The organism is Mesorhizobium sp. WSM4829 (assembly GCF_055811475.1).
Map to the genome: position 1 here is coordinate 70,787 of NZ_JBVVQJ010000019.1, position 15,137 is coordinate 85,923.

Annotated in this window: 6 protein-coding genes; 4 read left to right on the forward strand and 2 right to left on the reverse strand. The window is 64.0% G+C overall.

Annotation, left to right across the window (positions count from 1 at the left end; translation table 11 throughout):
• Positions 1 to 12: 12 nt before the first annotated feature.
• Positions 13 to 975, forward strand: a complete 963-nt coding sequence (locus AC0L17_RS19135) for a LysR family transcriptional regulator (RefSeq protein ID WP_091590151.1) — start codon at positions 13 to 15, stop codon at positions 973 to 975.
• On the opposite strand, the gene AC0L17_RS19140 is transcribed toward AC0L17_RS19135, so the two are convergent.
• On the reverse strand, positions 948 to 12,233 hold the full coding sequence (locus AC0L17_RS19140) for a LysM peptidoglycan-binding domain-containing protein (RefSeq protein ID WP_473516979.1): 11,286 nt from the start codon (positions 12,231 to 12,233) through the stop codon (positions 948 to 950). The genes AC0L17_RS19135 and AC0L17_RS19140 overlap by 28 nt on opposite strands.
• 89 nt (positions 12,234 to 12,322) lie before the next feature.
• A complete protein-coding gene (locus tag AC0L17_RS19145) occupies positions 12,323 to 13,183 on the reverse strand; it encodes a MurR/RpiR family transcriptional regulator (RefSeq protein ID WP_473516980.1) in 861 nt (286 codons plus the stop codon).
• Positions 13,184 to 13,394: 211 nt separating this feature from the next.
• On the opposite strand from AC0L17_RS19145, the gene AC0L17_RS19150 reads away from it, so the two are divergent.
• From AC0L17_RS19150 to AC0L17_RS19160, 3 genes are all read left to right on the forward strand, one after another.
• The gene (locus tag AC0L17_RS19150; protein ID WP_135901656.1) at positions 13,395 to 13,577 is read left to right on the forward strand and encodes a hypothetical protein; all 183 of its coding nucleotides are present in this window, start codon (positions 13,395 to 13,397) and stop codon (positions 13,575 to 13,577) included.
• A 119-nt stretch (positions 13,578 to 13,696) separates the two neighbouring features.
• On the forward strand, positions 13,697 to 14,698 hold the full coding sequence (locus tag AC0L17_RS19155; protein ID WP_473516981.1) for a SctD/MshK family protein: 1,002 nt from the start codon (positions 13,697 to 13,699) through the stop codon (positions 14,696 to 14,698).
• Positions 14,695 to 15,135, forward strand: coding sequence for a hypothetical protein (locus tag AC0L17_RS19160; protein WP_473516982.1), 441 nt, complete (start codon positions 14,695 to 14,697; stop codon positions 15,133 to 15,135). Before AC0L17_RS19155 ends, AC0L17_RS19160 begins: the two co-directional genes overlap by 4 nt.
• Positions 15,136 to 15,137: the final 2 nt, after the last annotated feature.

Below are 15,137 nucleotides of genomic sequence, written 5' to 3' on the forward strand. Positions count from 1 at the left end.
TGATTCCCAGTCGTGATACCTTTCAACATCAAGCAGCTCGAAACCTTTCTCCTGGTGGCGACCTTCGGAAGCTTTCGCAGGGCGGCTGAACGCCTGAATACCACACAGCCGGCGGTGTCCACCCGAATTGCCGGGCTGGAGGAAGCGCTTGGCGCCAAGCTGTTCGAGCGGCAGAGCAGCACGGTCCGGCTGACCGCCGAGGGACAACGGCTGCTGCCGCCTGCCCAACGGGTCCTGCGCGTCGCCGAGCGGCTGCAACTGATGGCCAGTTCTCTGTCAGAGACTTCAGAGACGACCAGGGTGCTGAGGCTTGGGGTCGCCGAAACGATCGTGCACACCTGGCTGCCGGATTTCCTCACGGCACTGAAGGCAAACTTTCCGCTTGTCGATACCGACATCGTCGTCGATGCGACGACGACCCTTCGCAACGAACTCATGTCACACCGGCTCGATCTTGCTGTGCTGATGGGCCCTGTCCTGGAGTACAGCATCGAGAATATCGAGATGCCGTCCTTCCCGCTTGTCTGGGTCTGCTCGCCGCAATTGGAATTGCCCAACCGGCGCAAGGTGACGCTGAACGACCTGATGCAGTTTCCGATCATCAGCTACGCCCGCACCACGCGACCCTACAGCGAACTCTACCGCAAGCTCACCGGCGAATTCGAAGAGACGCCGCGCATCTTTCCGGCCAATTCGCTGGCCGCTTCCATCACGATGACACTCAACGGGATCGGCATAGCCTCGCTGCCCGAGGGCGTCGTCCAGGACTATCTCGCAAGCGGAAAACTGCGCATCGTCGAATGCGAATGGCACCCGTCAGACCTGCAGTTTACCGCCTCCTACTCTTCCGAACCCTCCAATCCGATTGCGGAGCGGGCGGCAAAGCTGGCCGGCTGCGTCGCGCATGCCTACGCTGCGAGAACCGACAAGCTCAGGCCCGCGGTTTCTCAGCCGACCAAGGTGGCCGGCAGGTAGATGCGGTCGCCCGAGAAGATCACATCCGGGCTCAGTATATGATCCATGTTGAGCACCACCGTCTCGGCCACATCAGCGGAATGGGTCCTGGCGATCAGGCGAATGCTGTCGCCGTTCTTGACCTCGACCCACTGGTAGCCGTCTTGCTCCAGCGTTGGATTGGTGCGGCCCGCAGCATTGCTGCTGCCGTCGGCATGCGCCTCGACATGGTCGCCGGAAACCCAGCCGCTATGCATTTCGCCGTCCGGCCCGAAACCTTCGACCGGTATCCAGGCCTCGCCTGACTGATCGGTTGAAGGCTTCGCGGTCTGCTCGACGAATGTCCCGGGTTGCAGAACCGTCACCACGGTCGACTCCTCGTCAGGCTGGGTCCGCAAGTTCAGGCCGTCATCGGCCAGCACGACAAGTTGTGGGAAATCTTCCGGTGGGATCTGCGGCGCGTCTGGCACATCCGAAGGATCATCGGGTTGCTGGGACGAGGCATCGCCATCCGGCTTTTTTGGATCGGTTGGAGGGGTCGGCTTCGCGGCCTCCCAAGGCTCCGCGAGCAGGGCGTCCAGCGAGAAGAGAAGCATTCCAACGCCGAAGGTGATGCCCAGAGTCCACCGATCCCATGCAGCCCATTTTTTGTCGGACTTTTCCGCCGCCGCGATATCGGCATCGGTTCGCGGCACTGAACGGCTATTCATCCGGTCCGTCCTTCTGGCCGACGCATAGAATTCCGCGCAGCCGAACGTGAACATGGTGCCGGCGACTGTGGCGATCGGCGCCGGCCAGGACTGCACCGTATAGAAGGCGCAGCCAAGCACATAGCCGGGTCCAGCCAGATATTCGGCCAGGTTTCGGATCACCGGCCTGCCGGTGAACGTCTGCAGCATCGACTTCGTGCCATAGACGATGTTGCCGACCGTGAACGTGCTGTTGACGACAAGATCCTTACCTTGGATCATCCCGGTCGCGGCGCCTGGCGCTGCGGCAATGAATGTGGCTCCGCCGAGAGCGTTGAGGAACCGCCCAAACGGCTTGTGACTTGCGGTTGTGTTGGGGAAGAGCGCCTGCGCACCGAAAACGACGCCTCGCACGCCAAATGCCACCGCTCCGGCGGTGGCGGTCCAGGTTGGCGGCAGCGAGCTCCACAGCATGTAGGACGTGCCCGCCATGGTGCCGAAGGTGTCCAGCGCAGCCTGATATTCATTGGTCCGCGAATAAACCAGCGCGCCTTCCACAAGCGTCCGCTGATCCGGCGTCATCGAGTTTTTGTGGGTCGCCCGAAATGTCGTCAGCTGCAGCACCGAGAGCGCATTGGCCTGGTCCACGCTCATCCACTCGAACTGCTCAAGCGTGAACTTGCGGAACTGGCCGGGGCTCATTTCCCCGTACTGTTTTGGTGTCACCGCTTCGATCTGCGGCTGGGTCAGGGCTTCGGTGTGGTGGATCGTGAAGGCACCCCATTGATCGCGGGTCAGCACCGGAATCTGCTTCTCGGTCAGCCACGGCACCTGCTTGGGATCGAGCTTGGCCACGTCCACGGAATCGATTACGGTTTCGGAGATCGCCGGAACCTGGCGCTCGGTGAGGGTCTTCAGCAACCCGGCCTCGCCCAGATCCTTGAATTGCTGTGACGTGAACTTCGCGACCTGGCTGGGCTTGAACCATGGACCCTGACGCGCTTCCAACTTCGACATGTTGACCAGCTCGACCATGTCTCCTTTTATCGCCTGCAACTGTGGTTTCGTCAGGTGAGGCGTCAAACCGGTCTTGCCGAAATCCCGGAACTGCTGGTCCGTCACATTCCGGATGTGGCCCTCGGTCAGCCAAGGAATCTGTTTCCCGTCGAGGCCAGCAATATTGACCTGGCCTATCTTTGCCTTCGGGATACCGCGCAATTGGCTTTTGGTCAGATAGGGCAGCAAGCCGGCCTGATCCATGTCGCGGAACTGCTGTTCCGTCAGCTCGGCCACCTGCTCGCGCTTGAGCCATGGAATCTGGGTCGGCTGGAAATCGCCCATGACGAGATCTGGCACCTGGTCAAGCGGGGTCGCTCTGACGCCATCTCGGGTGAGCGGTCCATTGTTCGGAGCGGGTTGGCCCTTGTTTGCCGGTGCGGCAGCGCGCGGTTCACCCACGACGTGCGATGCGTTGGATGCAACATCGCCTTCGTGGCCCGGCGCGACATTCGCTGCCTGATATGCCGCGTCCGCGAAATGTCCGTAGTAGTCTGCGTAGGTGCCGCCGTCCGCAATGCTCGGCTCCATACTCCGGTAGAGCGCCGCCATCTCGTGGACAGCCTGGGTGCGGTCGATCTCGCCGGCGGTGAAGCGGTCATAGATATCGGCCTGCGCCTGGTCGGCTCGCAGCGCGAGATTCGGCTTGCCGCCGTTGGCAGCAAGCTCATCGGCTACGATGTATTGAACCAGCGCCGCTTCGCCCTCCGACTTCAAGCGAGCGTCTACGGTTGCGTCCCGATGGGCTTGGCGGTTCGCGAAATCCTGGGGCAGCACGTCGATCGGGGCGTCGGTCACATGCGACAGTTCATGGCTGAGCGCATCGACGAATCCGGCGACGACCGCGTCATTGTCCGCGGCCGGCGTGCGGAACATATCGGCATCCACGGAAATCACGTCGAGCGATCGGTCCAACCCTGATCCGGTTGCAGTCAGATCCTGTTCCAGGCTCGGATCGAAAATCCGCAGATCGCGCCGCGCCGGATTGACGATGCGCACGCCTTTCGCGTGGGCATTTCGCAAGAGTTCCATCATCTCGGGCGACCGGCTGACCTGATCGGCAAGATCGGCCCTCATCGCGGTCATCTCGGGCATGCCAAGATCCTGCTGGATCATATCGTCCAGCATGCTCGATGCTTCCTGGCGGTTGGCCGCAATTTCAGCTTGTGTCAGCGGTTTTGCCGTAGACGGTCCCCACGACCCTTCAGCCGCCGGGCCCTGTTCCCGTCGCGGCGCCGGACTCCTGGGCACAATCGGGCCGTCGCCCGCCGGGGCCGGCGCGCTGTCCGGGGGCGGCGAATTGTGCTTCACGTCCTGCTCGAGCAGCCGGTTGAGGTAATGCGCCTGCGTGGGCGTCAGTTCGCTGCGGGCCTGCTGGTCCAGCTGTTGCCGCAACGCTTTCCATGCTGGCCGGCTCATGCCGTCTGGCGGTCCGCCGGCGAGTTGGTCCGGATATGGCGCCGCGCCCAGTTCCGGGAACACATCCAACACGCGCTGACCAGCGAACTTTAAATCGCCGTGCGGCGATGCCGCAACCTCGGCGAGATAGGCGTCGAGATGCTGCAGAACGTCCGGCGTCAGTTGCCCCCCCGAAGTCTCCAGCGCCGAGAAAACCTTTTGCGCGCCTTCGGAGGATCCGGGATGCGCGCGGGCGGTACGGGCATGCGGGACAACATCCTTCCTCACCGAGCCGAGTTCCACTGTTGTTAGCGGCAATGGCCCATAGTTCAGGGCGACACCGGCGCCGTGGTCCGCGCGGTCCAGGCGGTTGAGCGGCCCGGCGCCCGTCTCGCGCGGAACGCCCTCGAAGGCGGGGCTGCCGCGCCAGGGTTCCTTGCCGCCTCCCAAGGGCGCAATGAGGTTGTAGTTGCGGAAGAGCAGACGATCCTCGAAACCAGGCACCTTGCCTTCGGAGCTATAGTGGCTGGCGCCACCTCTCGCGGCCTCCTCCCAGAAAGAGGCTGCCCTCTGGCTGAGCGGGCCAGGCTCCCTCCGGGTATATCCCGGCCGTCCGCCTTCGCCGCCGAGATAGCGCAGCGTGCGATTGACGTAGGCCCCGCTCACAGAGAAGCCAGCGATGGATAGTGAAAAGCCAGTGGCTTTTTCGCTCTGGAACGTGTTCTTCGACAGCATCGGCGCCGATGCGACCCACTGGGCGGAGGGAGCCGCCGCCTCGTCATAAGCGAAATTCGGCCGGTATCCATTGACGAAAAGTTTCTGGCCGTTCGCGTCGTTGGGGTGGACCGGGAGCAGGAAGCCGGTGCCGTCCGGGCCATTGTTCTTCAGGCTGAGCTCGCCATAGACCTGCCGGCTGGGCAGCGGCACTTTGAGGCCGACGCCGAGCATCGATCCGCCGAGACTGATCGTGCGGCCGTCGGGGCCGAGGATCGCCCCGGCAGCCAGGAGGGCGCCGTTGGTCGCCACGTCGTTCAGCAAGGGGCCACCCACGACATTGGCTTCGTGTTCCTGCAGGAACCAGGAAACAGTGGCGCGGTCGGACCGCCAGACCCCTTGCGCATCGCTGAAGAATGTCGGGGCGCGCCAAGAACTCGCCTTGTCGGCATCCAGCAACCGTTCCAGCAGGACGGGCACCTCGCTGTTGATCTCGGTCCCGGCCTTGGGCTTGCTTGCGGGCAGCGCGTTCTCCAGTGCGCTCGCGAGCGACTGCACCGCGGGGTCCGCGGATTTCTGCTGGTTGGCGGCGTAGCCGCGCATCTCTCGCCAAAGATATGGCGTCCAGGTGTCGTGGCCGGACAGAACCTTCTTATTGTAGCGGCCTTCCGGCGAAAGGTTGCCGGCGAGTTTGAACGAAGTCTCCGGCTGGAGCTTCGGACCGTAGACCCAAGTGCTGCCACTGTCGGCCTGCAGGACCTGCATGAGCGCATCCTGCTGCGCGGCGGTCACCGCCTTGCCGGACTTGGTGGCGCGCCCCTTGAAAAACGGCGAGGCGGCATTTGCCGCGGCGGCAAGGTTCGGATCGGTGGAGCGTGACGCCGCCTTGAGGTAATCGCCGACGACGCCACGGCCGGCATCGGTCCAGCCGGCTTCTCGCGGCAGCGCCCCGGCGGTAAGGAACTGCTCGCCGCCGGTCAGCCTGGCGTCGGACGACAGGCCGAGTTGGTCGATCACTTCTCCCGGCGACAGATGCGGCAGCTTGCCCTGTGCGCTGAACACCTGGAGGGTTGTCAGGCCGTTCTTCGAAAGCTGGCCGGCCGGCTTGGAGCCGGTGAACGGGCTGTGCTGGTCGACGTTGAGCATTTCGCCAAGCGCATGATGCTGAGCCGGCGTCATCTCCGTGCCGGACTGAGGCAGGCTCCTGCCGCCGAGCTGCACCCTGGTCATGGTCACCGCATCGCGGACGACAGGATCGCTGGAACGTTCGAGGGAATTGAGGTAGTCGCCGACGAGCTCCAGCTGCTCGGGCGTCCATGTCGGCGCGGGCGTCGCCGCATCGTCGGGAAGCGCCGGCAAGGTCGTGGCCAGGGTTTCGCCGAGCGCCGAGCGACGGCTGACTTCCGGATTGTCGGCAGGTTTGAACGTATGGACTTCCCTTGCCGGGGTGTTGACCCTGAGCTGGCCGTTCGGCGTGGTTATCGAACCGCGCTTGGCGCGCTCGACGGTCTTGCCGGAACCCAAATAGCCAGCCTCCGTGGCATGCTCGCCCAATGGGACGATTTCGGGGACGATGTCGCGGGTCATGCTCGCCTGCGGGCCGGCGACGACGACTTTGGCCGGCCGGTATTTGCCGCCGGCCTCGACATAGATGTCCTGTCCGGCGGTGACGCCGTCCTGCGCAACCGGCCGGTGATAGATGCTGTCGACCAGTTCGCCGAGCTTCGGATAGTCATAGCGGGGTTCGGTATTCGCGTAACGCGTGCCGATGCGCCGCAGGCCGGCTTTGACTGCAGCGATCGTCTGGCCGAAGCTGTAGGGGTTTGACGAGCGATTGTTGATGACCGGCGTGCCGTCGGGGCGAACCGGGCTGGGGTGACCGGTGTCCGTCACGGCCGGTAGCTCGGTGCGGGCGTTCGGATCGGCTGTCCAGCGGCCATCGGCGCCGAGATAAAGCACCGGCAAGGAAGGGTCGAGCTCGACAGCAGCCGGCACCGACTCCGGCGCGGCCGTGATCGCCTTGGGTTCGGGTATGGCGACAACACGCTGCCCTTCCGGCAGGTTGAAATCGACGAGCATCTCGCCGGTATGGCGGTTGCCAACAGTGTAGCGCATCAACGGGCGGGTGCCTTCGGCGCCACCTTCCGACGGCTTCGCTCCGGAAGGGCCCGACGTGCCGGTGAACGTCTTGGTTGCCGGGTCCCAGACGAGCCGCGAACCGCTGTCGGCCGCCTCCCGGTCGCCGGGATTTTGGGGATCGCCGCGCTCGCCCGGGGCGCTCGGCCCTTCGTCGTGGGCGTTGACAACCGTCCCCTCGATAACGGGGTGGCTGGGATCGTGGAAGACCAGCTTGTCGGTCGGGCGATGGACGCCGTCGGCGCCTTGCTCATGCACGACCATCGGCCGCGACGATTGTCCGCCGCCTGATGGATCACCCTTGCCGCCCGTAGGTGGCGGCGGGTTCGGCCCGTCGGACTCACCGGCCGGCAGCGCCCGCGGACCGGTTGGCCGGTTAGCCGGACCGGTGTTGTCAAACCCATCCCGGGCGCCGAAACCGGCTCCCTGCTGGCCGGACGTTTCGCCGGCCACTTCGCCCTCGATGATGATCTCGTTCGGATCCGGCATGACCTGCTCGCCGGTGGGCTTGTAGACACCGTCACTGCCCATCTCGTAGACGGCTCGCGGTTGCGGCCCCGATTCCGGTCCGCCAGGAAAACTGGCCGACGTATGAGGCCCACTGCGAGTTCCGCCTGCTCCTGGCATGTTGTACAACAGCGAGCGGCCGCCCAGGCCTGTGCCGACAGTGCCGACGCCTATGCCGACGATTGCGTTGGCGAGCTCGAGCACATTCATATCGCCCTCATGCGCCAGCGCCGCCAGATCTTGCAGCGATTTGCCGAGCAGCGGAACACCGGTAGCCACGGCGGCGGCATCGAGGTCCCATGCTGCGGCGGGCAGCTTGCTGCCGCTTTGCATGAACGCCGAGACCTCATCGGCATACTTGGCCTTGTCTACCTTCACCTGGAATTTGCCGATGCCCCAGCTGACCTCCTTCATGTGGGTCATCCCGAAGCCGCCCGCGAAAGCCTGGCGCCCGGACAGGCCGGTCTTTGCCAGGCCGTACGTGCGCAGGGCGCCGGCGCCCACGGGCAGGAATGCGGTTACGCCGGTCGCGACATTCCAGGCCGACTGGCTGTCGAAGTCGCCGCCCTGCAGGAGGTGATCACCCTCTTTGATCAGAGCCTTGCCGCCAAGGATTGAACCGGCGCCGACGGCGATCGGAATGGCCCATTGGCCGCCCGGCACGAACGAGACGATGGTTGCGGCGCCCGCCAGAAGGCCTAAACCTATGTCGCTGGCCTTGTCCCAGAAATCCACCTTGCGCGCGTCGGCCACTTCGAGTTCGTCGAGCGAAAAGCCATCCTTGCCGAGCGACATGTCGCCGCCCTTGGCCATGACCAGGTTGCCTTTGTCGCTGAACAGGCGATTCTCGTGCTGGAATTCGTCGAAGCTGCTGTAGTATTTACCAGCACTGTCGACATAGCCGGCCTCGTTGCCACCGCTCTTGATCGCGAACAGGGCAGTCGATGATTCCACCCCGCCATCAAGCGAGAAGATCGGCACGATCTTGACCTCGGCGTCGTCGCCGGCGCGGTCGGCGATTTCGTCGACGACCTTCTCGACTCCCTCGCTCGATGGATCGAGGCCAAGGGTCTGCGCAACCGTACCGCTGAGTTCGCCGGGCGCATAGGGCTTGTATTCACCGGTGAGTCCGGATTCATAAAGGTTCTCGAACCGCACCCGATAGCCAGCCATCGCCTGGTCCTGGCGTTCTTCAAAATACTGGTTTTTGAGTTTCGCCTCGTGCTCCTCCGAACCATATTCGAGAAGCTTGGGTTGGCTTGCCGAGAAAGCGTACCAGTCGCGCCCCGCCACCATCGCCGGCCGCACGTTTTCTTCCCAGTCCTCCAATCGGTCCTTTTGGGTCTCCGCCTGGTCTCGATTGATTTCCGCGGCGGCGACTTCGGGGGACTCCCACAGCTTCTGGCCGTCCATCTCGATCTGGACCGACTTGCCGCTTTCGCCAATTGCGCCCGGCCCCTGCGCTTCGTAGGCGGCGGCAACCTCCGGCGCGACCCACATGTCGCGGCCGCCCACCGTGACCTTCACCGCCGTCTCACCCGGCTTTAGCGTGCCAGCGGGCGCCTCGACGGTCCCCGGCCCGTGGTCGGTGATCGCCCGGTCGCGCGCCGCCGTCGCGTCGACGAGCGCAGTCCTCGCGTCTTTCAGTGCGGCATCAAAATTGTTGACCTGGACGTCGACAATCTTCGACCTGGCCGCGTCCAGCGCCGATTGCGATCCGTTTGCATTGGGTGTGCATACCGGCGCCGACGACGTGTCCGTCGAGGCCAGCATCTCCTGCCACTGCTTGTTGAGCGGATCGTCCCGGAAATCCTGCCTGATGCCGTCGTCGTTGAGGTCGTAGGTCAGGGCGGATTTATGGACGTTCGTGTCATCGCCGTTCTCGTCGGTGAACGTGGCGTTCTCATAGACGGTCACGACAAAGAGCTGGCCGTTCTCCTCGACAATGTCCTGCGACAGGATCTTGCCGGTAAACTCGCCGCGGCCATTGGTAAAGCCTTTCCAGTCGAAATGGTGCGGGTTTCGTTCCCGCGCCTGCGCAAGCAGTTGCTGCTTGAGAGGCTCCATGGTCACGGCAAGATCCGCCGCCGCTTTCTGCGCAATCCCATACTGCTGATATGCCTCGGCCAAGGTCACCTGGTTGGCCGCGCTTCCCTGGAGCGTCTGCAGACCTGCAAGCCGCTCTTCGATGGCCGTGTATTGGGGGGTTCCGGGCTTGGCATCGGTCAGCTTCAGCTCCAGCTCGGTCGAGGCGACCAGCTGGTCGACGGTGGCCTTGTTGCCATTGGCGGTGTGCAGCGCCGAATCGATAAGCCGCTCGGCGACCCCGGCATGCTCGGCCGTGGCGTCCTGGTTTGCTTCCTCCGCGCTGGGACCACCCGGGCTACTGACGGAATCCTGGTTGGGATCGCTGATCGCCGGCAGGTCGACCTGCTTGTCGATGGCGTCGAGAAGGCTCTGCTCAGCCGCCTGGTACTCGTCCGTGGCCGTGGCGGCAGCTTCGAGCGCGCTGTTGGCGAGGCTCAGCCGTTCCTGCGCTTCGGCCAGCGTACCCTTGGGTTCGGTCGGCTTCAACTCCAGTCCATAAGGCGCCAATGTGTCGTCGAGCGTCGCTTCGGCGGCTTCCATGGCCTCCTTGTAGGCGGGGTCCAGGGCGTAGACGTCGAGCTGCGCCTGGCTTTGCACGGAATTTGCCTGCGCCTCGCCGTGGCGCGACACAGCGACGTTCTCGGCCGCAATCGCCTTGGCCACCTCCGGATCGAACCACTGCCAGGTGCCGTCCACTATCAGCGGCACCCAATTGCCGCCTGAAGGCGCGGTTGCTGACGGCGGTTCGCCGAACGGGCCGACCGAGATCGGCGTGCCCTCGAGCTGCGGCGTGGCGGGGACCGGCTTGCCATAGGCTTCCATCGCAGCGACCACGGCCTGCTGTTTTTCAAGCGCGTCTGTGGTCAGCTCCGGCGTCGCCCCGCCGAACATGCCATCCAGCGCCGTCTTGACTATCCGGTCTTCCTTGGCCTGCTGCGGGTCACTGCTGTTCGGGTTGATGTCCAGCAGCAGCTCGGCCAGCGCCTGTTGCGCGGTGCCGGCGGCGATATCGGTGACGGCGCCGGTCGCAGCGTTGGTCAGCGTGACCTTGCCGTCCGGCGACGTGGTCATCGTGTAGCCGTTAAACGTCACATTGACGGTGGTCCTGGTGGCGCCGTCGATCACCACCGTCTCGCCTGGACGAATAAGGTCGGGGTCGCGCGGCGTGGTGAACAGTTCCGGATTGCTTTTGGCGAGATCGTCCAGCGTCACGCCGTTGGCCTCGGCGATGTCGCTCAGATTGTCGCCCGGCTTGACGTCGTAGTCGATCGGCTCGCTGTCGTTCAGCGTCTCGACGACGGTCTCGGTGCGTCGGCCATCCTTGTCCACGACGATCGTCGTCTCGGTGTTTTTGCCGGGGTCGACGATGGTCGTGGTCTCCTCGCCGGTCTCGGTGTTGCGCTCGGTCTGCGTAGTCACGCCGTTGCCGTCGACCATGTTGGTCGTCTTGGTGCTTCCCTCGGTGATCGTCGCCGAGCGCGAACCGTGGTGGTAGTCGTTGTTGTAGGTGGCGGTCCTTCCGGTATTCGGATCCGTGACGACGATCTGCAGGGTCTCGCCAGGGTCACCGCCCTGCGTCACCTCGAGGCCGGCGGCGTTCATTTCGGCGATCACCTGCTCCGGCGTGAGCTTGCTCGCCTCGGCGATCTCGTCAATGCTTTTGCCTGCGGCAAGCTGTTCCTCGATCGCCGGCACGCCCGAGCCGTCCGCCGCCTGCGATTGCGCCAGGGTGGTCACTTCGCCGCCCGGAGCCGTAACCGTGGTTACCGGCAATGCCGGGCCGCCGGCGGGCGTCACCGTCTGCACGGTCGAGCCGTTCGGCAGGTTGCTGGTGGTGGTGACGGCGCCGTCACCGCTGGTTTCGGTGGTTGTGGTTTCACGGGTCTGGGGATTGGTCGTGCGTTCGGTGACCGCGCCGTCGCCGAGATCGTCCACCAGCGTGGTCGTGATCGCGCCGGTCTGCGCGTCGACGCTGGTGGTTTCCTTGCGGCCGAGATCGTCACGGATCGGCGATGACGTCGCCTGCCTGTCGGGGCCGGTCTCTTGGGTGTAGTAGCCGCCGTGCTGATAATCCTGGTTTTCGGTGATCGTGCGGTCTCCGGCAGTGATCACCACCGTGCGGGTGTCGCCGTTGGCATGCTCGGTCGCTACCGCCGTCATGCCGCCGGCATTCAGAGCCGCCACCACATCCTCGGGAGCCACGCCCTGCTCGGCGGCGATGTTGTCGATGCTTTTGCCGCCATCGATCGCCTTGAGGATGTCGTTCGCCTTAACTTCTGGCGCCTTGACTTCTGACGCCTTGACGTCCGGCGTCTTGACTTCCAGCGCCTTGACTTCCGGCGAAACGACGCCGCCGCCGCCGAGATCCTGCATCACGAAAAGCGCTGGCGCGGCTGTGACGCCGCCGTTGGCCATGGTGACCGCGGCAGGCAGTTCCGGTCCTGGCTGCGCCGGCGGAGTCCGCTGCGGCGCCGGGGCAGTCGGCTGCGCCGTCGTCAGCTCCGCATTGACCTGCGTCAGCCGCTGGCGGGCGCCCGCGGCCGCGTCGACCTCGCCCATCCTGTTGGCGAGCCGGATTTCGTTTTGCAATTTCGTGGCTTCCGCCTGCAGCCGCGTAGTCTGCTCGGCTTGGGCCTTTGGATCGACCCTGGGCGGCGGCGGCGGTTTGACGGTGTTAATCGGGCGGATCATCAAACAACCTCCGGAGCCGGTCCAGTCCTGGTTCAGGCAGCCTGCCTGCCGTCAACGCCCCCGCGCCCGACAGTAGAAGCCCCGGAAGCTTACCGGGGCGGCTTCCAATAGATGCCGAAAGCAGCGAGTTGCTCTTCCGACTGTCTTACTCGTTCTGCAGCATTCACTTCAGACTGCGCAGCCGTAAGCGCCGCCAGAATCTCGACGGCGGCGAACGCCGGCGCCATGCTGCGAAAGAACGACTGCGAATTTGCCGTAACGATGATGGTCTCGCGCGCGATGCGGGCCAGCGGCGACACGCTGCTATCGGTGATTGCCACCACGCCGACACCCTGCCTGGCCGACTGGCGCGCAACCTCGATCGTCGTGCGTTCATAAGGCGACATCCCGACAGCAAGCAGCACATCGCCGCGCCCCGCCCCCTGCAGGGCATCCAGGCCATGTCCGCCCATCTCGCCGACAAGCGTCACCTTGCGGTCGCCGCCGGCCAGAAACGACATGATGTGAACGAAGTGGCTGGCGACCGGATAACCGGAGCGCGAGCCGAGACCAAACAGATTGCGTGACCGTGCAAGGAGGTCGGCGGCGCCGATGAATTGCGAGGCATTGCCGTACTCACCCAGACTTGAAACCTGCGCCGCGAGCGTGTCGGCGACGACCCCTGCAGTCGAATATCCGGGAACGCCACCCTGGTCGGCACCGTGTCGCGCCGGCTCACCGGCGCCTGTCTCACGCAGCGCGCGCGCATAAAGGCTGCGCATATCCTCGTAGCCTTCAAGGCCAAGCCATCGCGCCAACCGCATCATCGTGCTGTGCGAAACGCCGGCCTGGTGCGCCTGCTCGCGCATCGACATCAGTGCGACATCCTTGGGATGATCCAGCACGAAACGCGCCGCCACCCGAAGTTGCGGCGGCATGTTCTCGAAGCGTTCGACCAACAGCTCCGCCAAAGGACCTTGTTCCATTCTGCCATACCCCATTTCCCCCGATGGCAGGTTACTCCTCCTATGGTGGCAATGCAACAGTTGGAACCGAACTGGTTCATATATTCCAAGTGGACTTTCAATTTCGATCATGCTGCCCTAAGCTGGTTTCGCAACCTGCCGGCGTCGACGTGATTCCGGAGTTTGAAACTTGAATGATCCCTCAAGGAGACAATTGATGGCTGCTACCCCTCCCATTACGTCCGGCTCTGCCGGGTCACCGGAACAGAACCTGGACAAGATGATCAAGCATCAGGAGCGCATGTTTGGCCTCGAGATCACAAAAGAGATCGCGAAGTCCCAACATGACATGCTGATGAGCACCGCCAAGACGCTCGGCCAGTCGGCTGAAAAGGCCTAAGGCGGGATTCTCGAACCATGCGCCGCCGCAAGCATCCGGCGGCGCACGTCCACGGCACGAACGTTTCGATGCCGTTGTCAGGCTGCGTCTGAATTGTCATCAGCGGGAGATGAAGTGGCATGACCGCTCATTCTAACGGCAAAGATTGGGCTAACGGCAAAGATTGGGCTAACGGCAAAGATTGGGCTAACGGCCGCACCCCGGCATCGCGTCATTCCGTTGCGCTCAGCGTAACGCACGGATTTCACGCGGGCGCCCAACTCAGCCTGGTCGAGCCTCTGTATACGGTCGGCTCCACCACGGAGTCCGAAATAGTCCTTAGGGACGCCGGCATCGCGCCGGTCCACGCAAGGTTGCGGCGCAAGGGCAGCCAGATTGAAATCGAAGCCGTCGGCGGCGATGTCACGCTCGCCACCGGCGAGATCATCCGTGAAGGCCAAGGCCGCCGCTGCAAGCTGCCGCTGTCGATAAGCGTCGGCGATGCCCATATCCGGCTGGTCAACCCGGAACGCCCACCGAATCGCTGGTCTGTCTCCAATCGCCCCCTCGTGGTTGCGGGCAGCGTTCTCTTTGCTGTCTTCGCTGTTTCCGTCGCCGCCAATGGATTCTCCTTCGCCGAGCCGGACATTGGCAAAAAGCCATCCGCTCAGGTCGATAAACCGATCACAGTGGCCTTCGCTGGCGAGGCCGGGCAGAGTGTTCTGGACGATTCATCGCCGACACCCAGCGCCGCAGACGCGGAACGCCAACTCAAGCTGCGCCTCGAGCAATCCGGCATCAGCACATTGACCGTTCAGCAGTCACCTGGACGGCTCGTGGTCTCGGGCATGATCGCCAATGACAAGAATGCTGCCTGGACCGAAACGCAATCCTGGTTCGACCAGGCGTTCGGCGCGCACATCACCCTCGCCTCCAATGTCATGGTCGGCAACGCCGAGCAGGCTCCGCGCCTGAGGCTGCAGGCGATCTGGTATGGCGAGCGGCCCTATGTCATCGCCACCGACGGCGCACGCTATCATGAAGGCGCATTCACCAATGACGGCTGGACCGTCAAGCGCATTGGCGAGACGGAACTTCTCCTGACGAAGGGCGGCGCCACGGTCGCGCTGAAATATCCGTGAACCGCCGGCTTGAAGGCCCGCGATTCGATACGGCAAGGATGGATACAACCGGCCGCGAGGTGCGGCAGGCGGAAGGCGTGCGCGGTCAGGCAATCAACCGTCGGCGGATGAATGGCGTCGACAAGGCCGCAAGCCGGGCCCCGGGGACGACATCGGCCGCTGGTACGGAAAAGCCAGGAACCGCGGAATTCCAGTCCTCTCGGGGTACGGCGGGCGAATCGCTCGACGAGGCGCTCATCAACTTCGTCATGCCGAATATTCCCGAGCCTGCAATCCTGCGTCGCTCGGTACCCATTCTCCAGCATTTTGTAACGCATCTGGTTGCCGGCCTTGAGGGAGGCGAGCCACTCAAGACACTTGCCAGAACGCTGATGGAGGATGAAATCGAGCGTCATCGCGATCTGCTTGGCCGGATACAGGAAGGAATCGAAACCTGACT

Excerpts from the sequence above, each read along its gene's own strand:
- AC0L17_RS19140 (WP_473516979.1), bottom strand. The coding sequence starts at position 12,233 with ATGATCCGCCCGATTAACACCGTCAAACCGCCGCCGCCGCCCAGGGTC.
- AC0L17_RS19155 (WP_473516981.1), top strand. The coding sequence starts at position 13,697 with ATGACCGCTCATTCTAACGGCAAAGATTGGGCTAACGGCAAAGATTGG.
- AC0L17_RS19150 (WP_135901656.1), top strand. The coding sequence starts at position 13,395 with ATGGCTGCTACCCCTCCCATTACGTCCGGCTCTGCCGGGTCACCGGAA.